The organism is Neotamlana laminarinivorans, assembly GCF_020523925.1.
GTDB classification, from domain to species: Bacteria; Bacteroidota; Bacteroidia; order Flavobacteriales; family Flavobacteriaceae; genus Neotamlana; species Neotamlana laminarinivorans.
This window is the reverse complement of sequence record NZ_JAJAPW010000004.1, coordinates 194393-209043: the sequence shown is the minus strand read 5'-3', so window position 1 is coordinate 209043 and position 14651 is coordinate 194393. Positions and strand designations below refer to the sequence as shown.

The 14651-nt window shown below is 33.2% G+C and carries 13 protein-coding genes; 6 read left to right on the top strand and 7 right to left on the bottom strand.

Translation table 11 applies throughout. The features are described 5' to 3' along the window. The first annotated feature begins 34 nt into the window (after positions 1 to 34). The 4 genes from LG649_RS10275 to rlmB all read left to right on the top strand — a co-directional run bounded on the left by LG649_RS10275 (position 35) and on the right by rlmB (position 6355). On the top strand, positions 35 to 3163 hold the full coding sequence (locus LG649_RS10275) for a SusC/RagA family TonB-linked outer membrane protein (protein WP_226543745.1): 3129 nt from the start codon (positions 35 to 37) through the stop codon (positions 3161 to 3163). Positions 3164 to 3194: 31 nt separating this feature from the next. After that, positions 3195 to 4805, top strand: coding sequence for a RagB/SusD family nutrient uptake outer membrane protein (locus LG649_RS10270; protein WP_226543744.1), 1611 nt, complete (start codon positions 3195 to 3197; stop codon positions 4803 to 4805). Between the two features lie 26 nt (positions 4806 to 4831). Further along, complete coding sequence (locus tag LG649_RS10265) at positions 4832 to 5557, top strand: hypothetical protein (RefSeq protein ID WP_226543743.1); 726 nt, start codon at positions 4832 to 4834, stop codon at positions 5555 to 5557. A 63-nt stretch (positions 5558 to 5620) separates the two neighbouring features. Next, positions 5621 to 6355, top strand: a complete 735-nt coding sequence (gene rlmB / locus LG649_RS10260; RefSeq protein ID WP_226544033.1) for a 23S rRNA (guanosine(2251)-2'-O)-methyltransferase RlmB — start codon at positions 5621 to 5623, stop codon at positions 6353 to 6355. A gap of 48 nt (positions 6356 to 6403) precedes the next feature. Here the strand turns inward: rlmB and LG649_RS10255 are convergent, their stop codons facing one another. Beyond that, positions 6404 to 7141, bottom strand: coding sequence for a rhomboid family intramembrane serine protease (locus LG649_RS10255; protein ID WP_226543742.1), 738 nt, complete (start codon positions 7139 to 7141; stop codon positions 6404 to 6406). Positions 7142 to 7322: 181 nt separating this feature from the next. Between LG649_RS10255 and LG649_RS10250 the strand changes: the two genes are divergently transcribed. Further along, entirely contained in the window at positions 7323 to 8606 is a 1284-nt protein-coding gene (locus LG649_RS10250) for a replication-associated recombination protein A (RefSeq protein ID WP_226543741.1), read from the top strand. 23 nt (positions 8607 to 8629) lie between these two features. On the opposite strand, the gene LG649_RS10245 is transcribed toward LG649_RS10250, so the two are convergent. Genes LG649_RS10245 through radC form a run of 6 tightly spaced genes read right to left on the bottom strand, consistent with a single transcriptional unit; the run spans position 8630 to position 14158 of the window. Beyond that, positions 8630 to 9478, bottom strand: a complete 849-nt coding sequence (locus LG649_RS10245; RefSeq protein ID WP_226543740.1) for a hypothetical protein — start codon at positions 9476 to 9478, stop codon at positions 8630 to 8632. Beyond that, positions 9468 to 10880 carry a DUF5723 family protein gene (locus LG649_RS10240; protein ID WP_226543739.1) on the bottom strand — a complete coding sequence of 471 codons (1413 nt, stop codon included), beginning with the start codon at positions 10878 to 10880 and terminating at the stop codon, positions 9468 to 9470. The genes LG649_RS10245 and LG649_RS10240 overlap by 11 nt, the downstream gene beginning before the upstream one ends. Before the next feature lies 1 nt (position 10881). Continuing rightward, entirely contained in the window at positions 10882 to 11406 is a 525-nt protein-coding gene (locus LG649_RS10235; protein ID WP_226543738.1) for a hypothetical protein, read from the bottom strand. A 50-nt stretch (positions 11407 to 11456) separates the two neighbouring features. Beyond that, on the bottom strand, positions 11457 to 12146 hold the full coding sequence (locus LG649_RS10230) for a YjjG family noncanonical pyrimidine nucleotidase (RefSeq protein ID WP_226543737.1): 690 nt from the start codon (positions 12144 to 12146) through the stop codon (positions 11457 to 11459). Beyond that, positions 12136 to 13437, bottom strand: coding sequence for a polysaccharide deacetylase family protein (locus LG649_RS10225; RefSeq protein WP_226543736.1), 1302 nt, complete (start codon positions 13435 to 13437; stop codon positions 12136 to 12138). Before LG649_RS10225 ends, LG649_RS10230 begins: the two co-directional genes overlap by 11 nt. 22 nt (positions 13438 to 13459) lie before the next feature. Next, positions 13460 to 14158 (bottom strand): RadC family protein, encoded by a 699-nt coding sequence (radC, locus tag LG649_RS10220; RefSeq protein ID WP_226543735.1) that lies wholly within the window; start codon positions 14156 to 14158, stop codon positions 13460 to 13462. Between the two features lie 46 nt (positions 14159 to 14204). On the opposite strand from radC, the gene LG649_RS10215 reads away from it, so the two are divergent. Further along, the gene (locus LG649_RS10215) at positions 14205 to 14651 is read left to right on the top strand and encodes a DUF1569 domain-containing protein (protein WP_226543734.1); all 447 of its coding nucleotides are present in this window, start codon (positions 14205 to 14207) and stop codon (positions 14649 to 14651) included.

Below are 14651 nucleotides of genomic sequence, written 5' to 3'. Positions count from 1 at the left end.
GATTTTTGCTTTGACTAATTCAAAATTATAAATAATGAAAACAAAATTCCTCAGAATTTTAACACTACTATTAGTGTTTGTTGTTCAAACTGCGTTTGCACAAGAAAAAACAGTATCAGGTATGGTAACAGATGCTACTGGCCTTCCATTACCAGGTACTACAATAGTGATTAAAGGCACCAATAAAGGGGCTTCAACTGATTTTGATGGTAAATACTCCATTTCAACTAATGAAGGTTCTACAATAGTGTTTAGCTTTGTTGGATACACTACAAAAGAAGTGATAGTAGGTTCATCTAGCACCATCAATGTAACTCTATCTGAAGATGCTGCCGCTCTTGACGAAGTTATTGTTGTTGCGTTTGGATCTACAACGAAAGAAGACTTCACTGGTTCAGCTAGTGTTATTAACCCAGAACAATTGGAATTAAGACCCTTAACGTCTCCTATTGCGGCCATTGAAGGTAATGCAACTGGTGTACAATTCTTAGCGGCTTCAGGGCAACCTGGTTCGTCTCCAAGTTTAGTAATTAGAGGTGTAGGCACACTTAATGGAAGTACTGATCCTTTATTTATTGTAGATGGCGTTCAATTCGAAGGTGGTTTAAACACTCTAAACCAAGATGATATAGAATCACTGACTGTTTTAAAAGATGCTGCTTCTACATCATTATATGGTTCTAGAGCCGCTAACGGGGTAGTAATAATAACCACCAAAAAAGGCAAAAAAGAATCGGGAATCAAAATTAATGTTTCAAGTCAGTTTGGTGTAATAACTAAAGGTATTGACGAATATGATGCTTTGTCTCCAGGACAATACTATGAAGCCATGTGGCAAGCTTACAAAAACTCTTTAGGTGGAGATGATGCCGCTGCAATTGAAGCTTCCGCATCAATTTACAATAGACTAGGTAGAAACCCTTTTAATGTTGCAAACGACCAAATAGTTGGTACAGACGGTACATTAAACCCAGATGCAGAATTAATAGCAAAAGACTTAGACTGGTATGATGCTTTAGAAAGAACAGGTTCTAGACAAAACCATTCCATTAATATTTCAGGCGGTGGCGATAAACATTCTGTTTTCTTTTCTGCTTCTAATTTACAAGAACAAGGTTACGTTATTGAAAGTAGCTATGACCGAACTACAGGACGTTTAGGAAGTACATATAATCCAAAAAGCTGGTTAGCACTTGGAGGTAATGTAAGCTTTGCTAAAGAAAAAGTTAAAGGTTCTCCATCAAGAGGGACCTCTGTAGCTAACGTATTTGGTATAGCAAAAAACATGGGATCTATTTATTCTCCTTATTTATTAGATCCAGACACAGGTGATTATATTAGAGATGAAGCTGGTGATTTAATTTGGGATAGAGGAGAAAGCTACCTAGATTATGGTGTTTCTGCAAGACCAACATACGTTGGAAGAAATTCTATTGAAGAAGCGATTTTAAATGAAGAATTAACAACAAGAAATAACTACGGGTATAGATTTAACGCCGATTTAACTATAATTGAAGGTTTAAAATTTAGCCTCGTTTATGGCCAAGATATTCAATCTAGCATTAATAAAAGTTATGAAAACCCTGAAGTTGGTGATGGTGCACCTACTGCACGTTTTTCAGATACAAGGTTTACAAGAACTACTGAAAACTTCAATCAATTATTAACCTACAAGAAATCATTTAACAATCACAATTTCGATTTACTTATAGGTCATGAAAGTTTTGACAGAAACTACACAGAGAATTCAGCGTTTAAAAGCACAGAAACAGCTACAGGCATTTATGAATTAGACAATTTTTCAGTTGTTCTTTCAGCAGACGGTAGTAGTACAGATTATAACTTAGAAGGCTACTTATCTCGATTAAATTATAATTACGATAATAAATACTACTTAAGTGGTTCTTTTAGAAGAGATGGTTCTTCTGTATTTACAAATAACAAATGGGGTAATTTCTATTCAGTTTCTGGATCTTGGAGAATATCTCAAGAAAACTTCATGAGTAATGTAGGATTTGTTAACGATTTAAAATTAAGATCGTCATATGGTGAGGTTGGAAACGATCAAATAGGTGGCTTTTATGTATCTCAAGCACTATATGCTATTTTACCTAATGCAGGTGAACCTGGAATATACTGGGATACAACAGGGAATGAAGATTTACAATGGGAAACTATTGAAAGCTATGACGTAGCTCTTGAATTTGGTTTATTTAATAACCGTTTAACGGGATCTGTAGAATACTATAAAAGAATATCTTCAGATTTATTATACGAACAGCCAATACCTAGCTCAGAAGGTCAAGAAACTGCAGTTGATAATATTGGAGACATGTTCAACTCTGGTATAGAAATTGGTTTAAATGCAGGAATCATTAAATCGAAAGACTTCTCTTGGAACCTAGGACTTCAAGCCTCAACACTTAAAAATGAAATCACCTATTTACCATCTCCTTTTGTAACTGGATCTAAAAGGTGGGAAGCAGGACGCTCTAGATATGATTTTTATGTATACGATTATGCTGGTGTAGACCCTAGTAATGGTGATGCGTTATTTTACATGTATGAAGAAGATGGCGATACTGTTGGTATTCCTGTACTAACTGATAATGGAACCCATGCTGTAACCAACGATTATCAAGAAGCAGGTAAAGGATATGTAAATAAATCTTCTGTTCCTGATTTAATAGGATCTATCTCTAACTCATTTAAATACAAAAACTTAGATTTAAGTTTCTTATTTACTTACCAAATAGGTGGCTATATTCTTGACTACGGGTATGCAAACATGATGCATGAAGGCACATATGGAGCTTCACTTCATCCAGATATTTTAAATGCATGGCAAAATCCAGGAGATGTAACAGATGTTCCAAGACTAGAAAATGGTAATGCAGATTTAGTTCCTACATTATCTTCTAGATTCTTAACTGATGCTTCTTACCTTGCTTTTAAGAACATAAATTTAGCTTATAACTTAACACCAAATACTTTACAAACCATAGGTGTTGACAAATTAAAATTATTTATTTCTGCTGAAAATGTTGCTTTATTCGCAAAAAGAAATGGATTAAACCCACAATATAATTTAGCTGGAACCCCTTCTGGTAATGATTATAACCCAAATAGAGTAATATCTATAGGTGTTAATGTTGCTTTTTAAAAAAAGAAAAATTATCAAAACATTTAAAATTATGAGAAAACAAATATATTTAGCACTTACCATGTTAGTTTTTACATTGGTAAGTTGTTCAGAAGAATACCTTGAAAATGTTCCCACTGATTCCATCTCAGAGGCAGCAGCATTATCAAGTCCTGAAAATATGGAGCTTATACTGGAAGGGTTACACAGAATGATGTATGCTCAAACCCCTTTAGAAGGCGCTACATGGAGTAGAACTGGCGAAAGTCACTTTATTCCATCATTAGATGCTATAGGCGGAAGCATTATACATTCTTCTCCTGGTAATGGTTGGATGAGCGCTGATTTGGCTTGGAATATGCATACAAATTCAAATTCAACAACATTATACAACTTTTGGTTTCAAAGATATCATTTTGTGGCTTCAGCAAATAGTATAATAAATGAGATTGAAAATAACAACTATACATACACTGAGCAAATAAATAATATTTTAGCTCAATCATATGCATACAGAGCTTGGGCTTACTGGAGATTAGTAACAACATTTTCAAAAGGTTACATTATAGGAGATCCTAGCACAGATTTAGGAGTTCCTTTACTTTTAGAAAAAGGTGCTCCCTATGAAAGTGCTCCTCGTGGTACAGTTCAAGATGTTTACGACCAAATAGAAAGCGACATAAACAAATCTGTGACATACTTTCAAAATGCAAGTGCTCCTGATAATAAATCACAAATCTCAATTAACGCTGCTTATGGTATTAAAGCTAGAATAGCACTTTCAAAAGGGGATTGGAGTACTGCCGCAGAAAGTGCAGAATTAGCAAGAAACGGATACCCTATAATGGGAGAAAGCGAATGGCTTTCTGGCTTTAATACTTATGATTTATCTGAAGTTATTTGGGGCGGTCAAGTAATAGACACCGAAACAAATTATTTTGCTTCATATTTCTACTACGTAGCTTTTGCATTTAACGGTAGTCAAAACAGAAGTAATCCTAAACTTATTAGTAAAGAGCTTTATGATGCTATTCCAGATACCGATTATAGAAACCAAGCTTGGTTACCTTTAGCTCCTAACACAAACCCATCTGCTTCAAACGACCAAGGAGGTAGTTATTTAACAGACCCAAATTATGATAATGAAGATGATTTTTGGGACGCGTGGAGTGAGATTATTGAAACATACGGAGCTACTACAGCACACAACACACACCCTTACATGAATGTTAAATTCAAACAAGAAAACCCTGGTTCTATAGACCCAGACGACGTCATTTACATGAGATCTTCAGAAATGGTATTAATAGAAGCTGAAGCAAAAGCCATGATGAATGATATTTCTGGAGCGCAAGACGCATTAGATATATTAGGCTCTGCTAGAGATACTGCATTCGACAAAACAGCATACGCTACTCAAAATGCTTTAATGGAACAAATTAAATGGCAAAGAAAAGTTGAATTATGGGGTGAAGGATTTAGCTATCATGATGCTATTAGATGGGATGAAGCAATTGACCATACCAATTCTGGAGCATCATTTAACCTATATCAAGATGGGTTTATGCAAGATAGACCATCAATAAATGATGATTGGATTTTCAAAATTCCTCAACAAGAAATTGATGCCAACCCATATATAACTGAAGCAGAACAAAACTAGTAATAACATTAATTAAAATTATGATTATGAAAAAAACACTAAATATTTTTTTAATTGTTTTCTCATTTGTTTTGTTTCAAAACTGTGAGGAAGATCAATTCGAATCTTCATTGAATTATGTGTCTTTTGGGGACGACACTTACTCTGCTGCTGTAGATGTAGACGGAACAACTACGGTAGATGTAACTGTTTATACTACTTCTATAGTATCATCAGATACTTCTTTTAATGTAGAAGCTAATGGTGAAGATGCTGCTGATGGGTCTTACTCTGTTCCAACAAGTGTAACTATTCCAGCGGGTTCCAATTCTGGAACTTTAACAGTAACTTTATCTGATATTGATTTAGGTATAGGAGTAAATGCTCTACAAATTAGTTTTATTGATGTTGTTACTGGTTACTCAAACGGCAGTTCAACAACTATTGAATATATTCAAAATTGTAATGAAGTTAGTGGATCTTTAGACTTTGTTTTCGACGGGTATGCCAGCGAAGTAGCATGGGAAATAACAGATTCATTAGGAGGTGTAGTAGTTTCTGGATCTGGCTATAGTGACGGAGATGCAACAGCTTCTGAAACTATTGTTCTTTGTGCTGGTCGCGATTACACTTTTACTATAACAGATTCTTATGGTGACGGGCTTAGTTACCCATCAAATGGAACATACACACTAACTATTGGAGGCGAAATAAAAGCTAATGGTGGCGGTGATTATGGAGATAGTGAGTCAACTGATTTTGATACCATGTAAAACAAAATAATTGTTATTTTAAACCACCTCTTTTTGAGGTGGTTTTTTTATACCTTTACACCAATGGAAAATAGCACACAAATTTTTGGTATTCGCGCAATAATTGAAGCGATAAATTCTGAAAAAACTATTGATAAAGTTTTTTTACAAAAAGGTTTACACGGCGATTTATTTAACGAATTAGAATCGTTGGTTAATAAAACAGGCATTACAAAATCTTATGTACCTGTAGAAAAACTAAACCGATTAACTAAAAAAAATCATCAAGGTGCTGTGGCACAAATATCTCCTGTTGAATTTTATGATATCGAACATTTAGTGGTTAACGTAATGGAGTCTGGTAAAACGCCACTTTTCCTCCTACTCGATCAACTTAGTGATGTTAGAAATTTTGGAGCCATTATTAGAACTGCCGAATGTACTGGTGTTAGCGGTATAATTATACAAAAAAAAGGCGCTGCCCCTATTAATGGTGATACTATAAAAACTAGTGCAGGTGCCGTTTTTAAAGTGCCTATTTGTAGAGTAGACCATATTAAAGATGCCGTATTTTACATGCAAGCATCGGGTATAAAAGTAATTGCTGCTACCGAAAAAACTAACAATACAATTTACGATGTTACATTTACAGAACCTTGCGCCATAATTATGGGATCGGAAGGCAGAGGTATTAATCCATCGGTATTAAAAGTGGCCGACGATAAAGCTAAATTACCCTTATTGGGCGACATTGAATCGTTAAATGTTTCTGTAGCATGTGGTGCATTTTTGTACGAAGCTGTTAGACAGAGACGATAGTTCTACTAAAAACTGATGACTGATGACTGATGACTGATGACAAAAATACTACTCTTCTTCTTTTTTCTTAAAAATATATCGAATTTGAAGTTGTTCTGATTCTTCCTCGACCTCATCTTCAGGTAAACTTTCTATAAAATTTCCGTTTTCATCGAAGTGTTTTAAAAACGGGTCATCATCTTCATTATAATGTTCTTCCTCCCAAGCGAACTTTTTAGGTTTTGCTATTTCTTTTTTAAATAATAAAGCAAAAAGTAATCCGGTAATTAATCCGGCCAAATGGCCTTCCCAGGAAATGTTATTATCAACCGGCATAGTATACCAAATCATGCTTCCGTATAGAAAAACAACCAAAAGCGACAAAGCTATTAATCTGTAATATTTAGCAAAAATGCCTTTAAAAAAAGTAAAACTAACTAACACATAAATTAATCCGCTTGCGCCAATATGATAAGATGGTCTGCCAATACACCACGTTAAGAAACCAGATAATAAAATGCCGTAAAAAAGTACTTTCCAAGCTATTTTCCTATAGAAATAAAACAACGCAGTAGACAACACAAACAACGGTATAGTGTTGTGATAAATATGCTCGATACTACCATGAATAAATGGACTAAACAACACGCCTCGCAACCCTTTTAATGTTTGTGGATACACGCCATATTTGCTAAAATTATACCCAAACCTAACCTCGGCCCAAAAAACAATCCAGATGGTGAGAACAAAAAATACAGGGTAAGCAATTACGCCTGTTGAGAATTTAAATTGTTGCGATTTATTCATTGCTGTTAAAATAGCAAAAAAGCATCCAACTTTGGTTTATGTGCTAAATTGGCAGATTAGCCCGCGTGAGCGATTGCAGTGAAAAGCCCACAGCGCAGCGAGGACTTGCAACGGAAAGCGCGACCCGTAATTATATGAAGGGGCACGCCCAAAACCTAAAAATTTCTGTAATTTTACATTTATGAATGCAAACGAGCCTTTAGCGGAACGATTACGACCAAAAACCTTGGAAGATTATGTGAGCCAAGAGCATTTGGTTGGTAAAAATGGTACGCTTACACAGCATATTAAACAGGGTTTAATTCCGTCGATGATTTTTTGGGGACCTCCTGGTATTGGTAAAACTACTTTGGCTAATATTATTGCAAACCAATCTGGTAGGCCATTTTATACGTTAAGCGCCATTAGTTCTGGTGTTAAAGATGTTCGTGAGGTTATTGATAAGGCCAAAAACAGCGGTGGCTTGTTTACTACCAAAAACCCTATTTTATTTATTGATGAAATACATAGGTTTAGTAAATCGCAACAGGATTCGTTATTACAAGCCGTAGAAAAAGGCTGGGTAACACTTATTGGTGCCACTACCGAAAACCCGAGTTTTGAGGTTATTTCGGCATTACTTTCGCGCTGCCAAGTGTATATTTTAAATGCTTTTGATAAAGATGATTTAGAAACGCTTTTAAAGCGGGCTATTTCTGAAGATGAATACATATCGAAAAAAAACATTACGCTAAAAGAAACTAAAGCGTTATTGCGACTTTCTGGTGGCGATGCCAGAAAACTGCTTAATATTTTCGAACTTATTGTGAATTCGTTTGATACGGACGATGTGGTTATTACCGATGACGTAGTTTTGCAAAAAGTACAAAACAATACGGTGCGTTATGATAAAACTGGCGAACAGCATTACGATATTATTTCGGCTTTTATTAAATCGATTCGCGGTAGCGACCCAAATGGGGCAGTTTATTGGCTTGCTCGAATGATTGAAGGAGGCGAAGATGTTAAGTTTATTGCTCGCCGTATGCTTATTGCTGCTAGTGAAGATATTGGTAATGCCAACCCTACAGCTTTGGTTATTGCAAACAACACGTTTCAAGCGGTAACCACTATTGGCTACCCAGAATCCCGTATTATTTTAAGCCAGTGTGCTACTTATTTGGCATGCTCACCTAAAAGTAATGCCGCTTATGCTGCTATTGGTAAAGCCCAACAATTGGTAAAACAAACAGGTGATTTAAGTGTGCCTTTAGAAATAAGAAATGCCCCAACTAAACTTATGAAAGATTTGGGCTATGGCGATAATTACAAATACGCACATAACTACGAAAACAATTTTGCAAAACAAGAGTTTTTGCCTGATGAAATTAAAAACACCAAACTTTACGACCCCGGAAATAATACCCGCGAAAATGCACACCGTAGTTTTTTAAAGGAACGATGGAAGGATAAATATGGTTATTAGTTTGGTTATTGATTCTTAAAAACCTAAAACTTAATATTTAGCTCTTTTTGCTGTACGCCAGCGTCGGTATTGTACTCGTAAATCCATTTGTTATCTTGTTTGTAAATAACAGAATCTTCTCCTTCTACTAAAAACAAATCTTTACGACCTGTTTTTTTTATTTTGAATACTACTTTTGGTGTACTGTCTACTAATTGAAAACCTGTTGGTGTTTCTTGAGCATATAAAATTCCAGACACAACAGTACTTTTTTGAATTTTTGCTGGTTTAGCAACCTCTTGGGTTACCTCTACAACTTTAAGAGTTTGTTCTTGCTTTTCTTTTTTTAATGTTTCAATCTCTTGCTTTAAACGCTCTACTTCTTTTTCTTTATCGTCATTAGCAGCTACAGCATTTTCTGTTATAACTTTTTGGCTTGGGAAACCAACCCCGCTTTTAGGCTGGTATTTATGGTTTAACAACTCAATAGATTTAAAAGCATCTCTTAAAGCTTCATGATAAGATATTTTATATTCTTTCTCTCTACTCTCACCTTGTTTGGATGTAAACACTACAGCTCCATTACAATCTTTTAATTGCACGGTTAACTTGGTTTTAAATACACCGGAATCTTTTAAAACATCAGAATTTAAAGCTAAACAACGATTAAAAGTTAAATCTTCAGGGTAACCTTCTGCCTCAAAAACAGTTTCGAAACCATATTTTTCAAATAAAAATTTAGTTAATGAGTTTAACTGATATTGATCTGCTTCACGTAAAAAATCGTATTTTTTTGAGACAATAACGTATTTATAGTTACTTAAGTTATTTTGCGCAAATACAGAAGAACATAAAAGAAGACTAACTCCTAAAATCAATAATTTAATTTTCATTTTTACTAAATATATAATTAATACCAAATTGTAAAGATACACTTCGTGCATCATAAATATTCTTAAAATTAAGCAAATTATCGGCCATTGCGTATATATTAAGCCCATAAACATTTGCTGAAACCCCTAAACCTAAATTGTTAAACGAATAACTATCTATGGTATAAGTTGCTTTAGCATCAAAACCATTAAATAAGCGTCTGTAATAATAAGTAGTTAATGCTAATTGTGGTGCTTCAGGACGTTTTATAGCATATAATTGTGCGCCTACCTTATTTATATACCCATTATTTTCTTGTAAACAGTCACAACTTTTTAGTCGTCTTTTTCCAAACGCATAATTTAACGAAGCATTAAACTTTACTGGCCTTAACGTGGTGTAACTTGTTGTAGTCGTATCTACTTTAAACAATTCTTCAAAATCTTCTTCAACTTCACTCCAATAATTATCGGCTGTACCACCTGCTGGATCTGGAAACAAAGGATCTACTCCTTCGTATACATAAGTACCTTTTAACTCGTAATTTTCAACATCTTTTTTATGATTAATAAATCCGATATCTGTTATAGAAGCATCTGCATACCATTGCTTATCTATTTGGTAGGTAAAACCAAAATCTACACCCAAACCTAAATTACCTCCGAAAAGCAATCTTTCTGATAAAGTAGAAATATCTTCACTTACATTAGAGTTATCGTCGTTTAATAAACTACTAACTCCTGAAGTTTTAACCGCCATATTTAAATTAAATGTGTGCGATAATAGGTTATTTGTACCTGTACGCGTTATAACTTCTCCTTTGTTACTAGTTGATGTAATATTTGCTAAACTTGAATATATTTTACCACGAATGCCATAAGTAAGTTTATTGTTAACTTTTTTATTAAATCCTATATGAAAGACTGAAAGTAATTCTGATTTAAAACTTAAATCTTCTATGTTAAAAACTCTATTTGTGTTATTTACATTGCCTTCGTAAGCTAAAATGGCATAATCTTCTGGGAAATATGCTATAAAATCGGTTTCTTGATACCAACCAAAACTTAAGTACTTATCTTTTTGATAAGTTGGACCAAATGCAAATCCGCCAGATAAAATTTCTAATTGCTGAGTGGCAGTAAAAAAATCTTTATTATTTAAACTATAAATGGCGTTTTCTAGTTTTGCATTAAAATCTACGTTATCATCTGCAAACAAGTCGTATACGGTTAATTTTGATGTGCCAGCATTTATATGTAAATGTGATAATAAAGGCATACCTACATGCCAGCTTTGGTTTACATTAGCTCCTGGGTTTAATAGTAAGGTTTGTGGTATATCTGAAAAACCGTATAATATCTGTTTGTTTTGGGCAAAACAAAAAGCACTAAACAACATAATTAACAGTAAGGCATTTTTCATTTTAGCTTTCTATATTAAAATAAAAAATTGCTTTTGACTGCAGAGATATACTTCCAGGCGTATCTTCTGTTAAGGGCTCACCTGAAAGTAAAGTTATAGTGAACTCTAAGATATTTGTATTTTTAATAATGTTTAAATTATTATCTTCAAATGTTGCTATATGCGGAGATTCTTCTTGGGTTGTAAAACTGTAAGTGTGTAAATAAGCACCTGTTTCTGAATAAAAATTTACGTTAAATAAAAATTCTCTGGGTAGGGTATTTTCTGTTTCAAAGTGCAAATCTACCTTGGTAACATTATCATTAATAAATTGATCATTAAAAATATCTACCTCTATAAAATCTGTTTCAGTGGTTGCCACTTCTACTCCATTAACTAGAAAATTGCTTGCATAAGCTTGGGTATAAATAAGGCTTAGCTCTACTGCTGGAGAGATTTGAATATCATTGGCCTGATTAAAATCAACATCTTTTGTACAAGACACAAATATGAGCATCGCTATAACCAATAATGTGATTTTTCGCATAATTTAGTTGGTTTTATATATTAACTAGCTAACAAAAGTATTATTGTGAATTATAAAAATTGTTTTAAATCAATTAAATCGTTTATTCTTTTATGGTTTTCTCTTTTGGTTTTATCTGTTGCATTAATATAAATGGCTTCCATACCAATATTATGGGCTCCTAATATATCGGCTTCAAAATTATCTCCAATCATTACACTTTGTTCTACAGTGGTTCCAGCTAATTGAATGGCGTGATAAAATATTTTAGGATCTGGCTTTTTTACACCCACCATTTCGGAATTGGTTACTGTTTTAAAATATGTACTGATTTTTGAATTTTCTATTTTTTTCTGTTGAACCTTATCAAAACCATTTGTTATTATATGAAGATTAAAATTAGGGTTTAAGTAATCTAAAATAGCTATTGTATTGTCAAATAAATAATTGAAACTTGATAAATGCTCAATATAATCGTTAGATAGTTTTTGAATTACATCTGGATTAACCGAAAAATGAATGGCATTAAAAGCATCGTTTAACCTACCAAACCTTAAGGCTTCTTTTTCTACTTTGCCTTCACGAAAAAGTTTCCAATAATTCTGGTTTATTGGCACATATTCCCTTAAAAACTTATTGTAATCAACATTCAAATTGTTAATCTTAAATATTTTTTGAAAAGTTAGTGCTGAGTTTCTATCGAAATCCCACAATGTATGATCTAAATCGAAAAATACATCTGTAATACCTTTAAGTTTCATCTGCCGAATCTAGAATTAAATTAAACAATTCTTTAAAACCACTCCAATTACTTTCGTCGGTAAATGTATAGTTATGAAATACAGGTACAAATTGCCCATTAACTTGTTTCACTTGTTTTATTACTTGTTTTAAAACCTGTTTTTTATCTAAAAGAGACTTATGTTTTAAAAGTGCATAATCCATAACATGGTACGAATTAATTAGTAATGGTGTTTGTACTTCATTATTTAAATCATAAAAGAAAAATGGCGAACAAGTACCTGCCCTAAAACCAATAAAATCAACATAACCCATAGTATAATCCTCATGAATTTCTAAATCAATTAAATTCCTATACGATTCTGGTAGATTAAGTTTGGAATACGATTGTCGTGATGCTCGCAACGCTGTGTTTAAAATGTCTTCCATCCTTAACTTTTCTTTTTTCAATAATTGCAAATCGGTTAAAGCAAAATATGAAACTTTTATACCAACCAAACAGTAATCTGCAACATGCTTTATTAGCGAAACAAACCTTTTATTATTTACACTTATATTTTTATCAAAAGTGGAGTAATCGCTTAATAAAAAAAAGAAATGAAACTTATATTTTGAGTAACGCTGCCTATTAATAATATATTTAAAGGTATCGAATGGGTCATGCTTAAAACCAATTAAAACTGTAAATCTAATATACAGGCTTTTAAACTTAAAATGCAATAAATCACGTATGGCACCACCTATAGTTCTTATAATACCTTTTGCTTTATAATTGTATGCATTTGGTACATCTATTATTGGTTTAAAGCTATATTTTTTTTGAGGAAAGCTATACTCGGGAAACTGATTTTTTAAGGCTTTTTTGAATTTATATGCCCAAATATCTACAACTGGTTGAGTTAAAAAACCAGAGTTATAACCCAAACTTTCGGTTGCTGGAAAACGGCCATAAGCATCTTTTACATGTGGTAAATACTCTTCGTAACGTGACAATAAATAAAATGATGCCGCAAAAATATCGAAAGGTAAGGCGCTTTTTTCTCCATTAAAAAAAAAGCATTTAGTATCCTCCCAATCTTGTACAACAATATCTATATCATCTAAACCTTGTTGATATAAAATATCGTTACTTTTAATAAAAAACTCACTACTAAGAGGCTGTTTGGTATACGACATTTTTAAACTGTCGTGTGCAATAAAATCTTCTACTTTGGTTGTAAAACTAACCTCAACCCCTAAAATGCGTTTACAAATATGTTTAAAAACATATTTTAAGCGTGGTGTTATTTTATGGCTATAAACTAAAAGCATTTAACGTTTTGGTATTTAAATTTTACAAAATTGCTTCATCGGCAAAACTAAAATATGCTTTTTCTGTTACAATAAGATGATCTAAAACACGTATATCTAAACTTTGTGAAGCATTTTTTAACTTTTGTGTAATTTGTTTATCGGCTTCACTAGGTTTTAATGTTCCTGAAGGATGATTGTGGGCTAAAATTAAACCTACTGCACCAACCTCTAAAGCCTGTTTTAAAACCAAACGTACATCTACCAAAGTACCAGTTATTCCGCCTTTACTTATTTGATTTTTTTGAATAACTTTATTGGAGTTATTTAAATAAATAATCCAAAATTCTTCATGCTCTAATTCGCCTATTACTGGTTGCATTATCTCGAAAACAGATTTACTAGATGTTATTTTATTAACCACTATAGCTTCCTCACTTCGTCTTCGCCTTCCTAACTCTAGTGCAGCAGCAATAGTAATAGCTTTAGCTTCGCCTATTCCCTTAAATGTTGTTAGTTGTTTAATACTTAACTTGCCTAAAGCGCTTAAATTATTATCTACACTAGCTAAAATTCGTTTACATAATGCAACAGCACTTTCATCTCTATTGCCACTCCCAATTAAAATAGCAACCAACTCTGCATCGCTTAGAGCTGCCTTACCTTTGTGAAGTAGTTTTTCTCTGGGTTGATCGTCTTGACTCCAATTTTTTATTGAAAATGAAGTGTTTTTTTCTTGCATTCTTTAAAGATATATATTGTAAATTTAGGAATAAAAATTTTTTAAGATGAAATCTATTTTTGAAACAGAGGCTAAAGATGAACTAATTAATCGTTTGAATAAACTAACAGACAAAAATGAAGCCAAATGGGGCAAAATGAATGCAGGCCAAATGGTATGGCATTGCCAGGGTCCATTAGACATTATGTTACAAAATAAAAGTTTTGGAATGAAATCGAGCTGGATAGCTAAATTACTATTTAAAAAATCACTTTATAATGATAAACCATGGCGTAAAAACTTGCCAACATCTAAATTTTTAAAAACTAACGAGAATAAAGATGTAAATAGTGAAAAAATAATTTTACTAAAATTAATTGATGAGGTTTATAACCAACGTAATAAGGAAAGCTGGCATCCGCACCCTGCTTTTGGTTATTTTACACCTGCACAATGGGGACAAATGCAATACAAGCATTTAGACCACCACTTAAAACAATTTGGTATTGACTAA

Coding starts and splice junctions, on each gene's coding strand:
- LG649_RS10275 (WP_226543745.1), top strand. CDS start 35: ATGAAAACAAAATTCCTCAGAATTTTAACACTACTATTAGTGTTTGTT.
- LG649_RS10270 (WP_226543744.1), top strand. CDS start 3,195: ATGAGAAAACAAATATATTTAGCACTTACCATGTTAGTTTTTACATTG.
- LG649_RS10265 (WP_226543743.1), top strand. CDS start 4,832: ATGAAAAAAACACTAAATATTTTTTTAATTGTTTTCTCATTTGTTTTG.
- rlmB (WP_226544033.1), top strand. CDS start 5,621: ATGGAAAATAGCACACAAATTTTTGGTATTCGCGCAATAATTGAAGCG.
- LG649_RS10255 (WP_226543742.1), bottom strand. CDS start 7,141: ATGAATAAATCGCAACAATTTAAATTCTCAACAGGCGTAATTGCTTAC.
- LG649_RS10250 (WP_226543741.1), top strand. CDS start 7,323: ATGAATGCAAACGAGCCTTTAGCGGAACGATTACGACCAAAAACCTTG.
- LG649_RS10245 (WP_226543740.1), bottom strand. CDS start 9,478: ATGAAAATTAAATTATTGATTTTAGGAGTTAGTCTTCTTTTATGTTCT.
- LG649_RS10240 (WP_226543739.1), bottom strand. CDS start 10,880: ATGAAAAATGCCTTACTGTTAATTATGTTGTTTAGTGCTTTTTGTTTT.
- LG649_RS10235 (WP_226543738.1), bottom strand. CDS start 11,406: ATGCGAAAAATCACATTATTGGTTATAGCGATGCTCATATTTGTGTCT.
- LG649_RS10230 (WP_226543737.1), bottom strand. CDS start 12,146: ATGAAACTTAAAGGTATTACAGATGTATTTTTCGATTTAGATCATACA.
- LG649_RS10225 (WP_226543736.1), bottom strand. CDS start 13,437: ATGCTTTTAGTTTATAGCCATAAAATAACACCACGCTTAAAATATGTT.
- radC (WP_226543735.1), bottom strand. CDS start 14,158: ATGCAAGAAAAAAACACTTCATTTTCAATAAAAAATTGGAGTCAAGAC.
- LG649_RS10215 (WP_226543734.1), top strand. CDS start 14,205: ATGAAATCTATTTTTGAAACAGAGGCTAAAGATGAACTAATTAATCGT.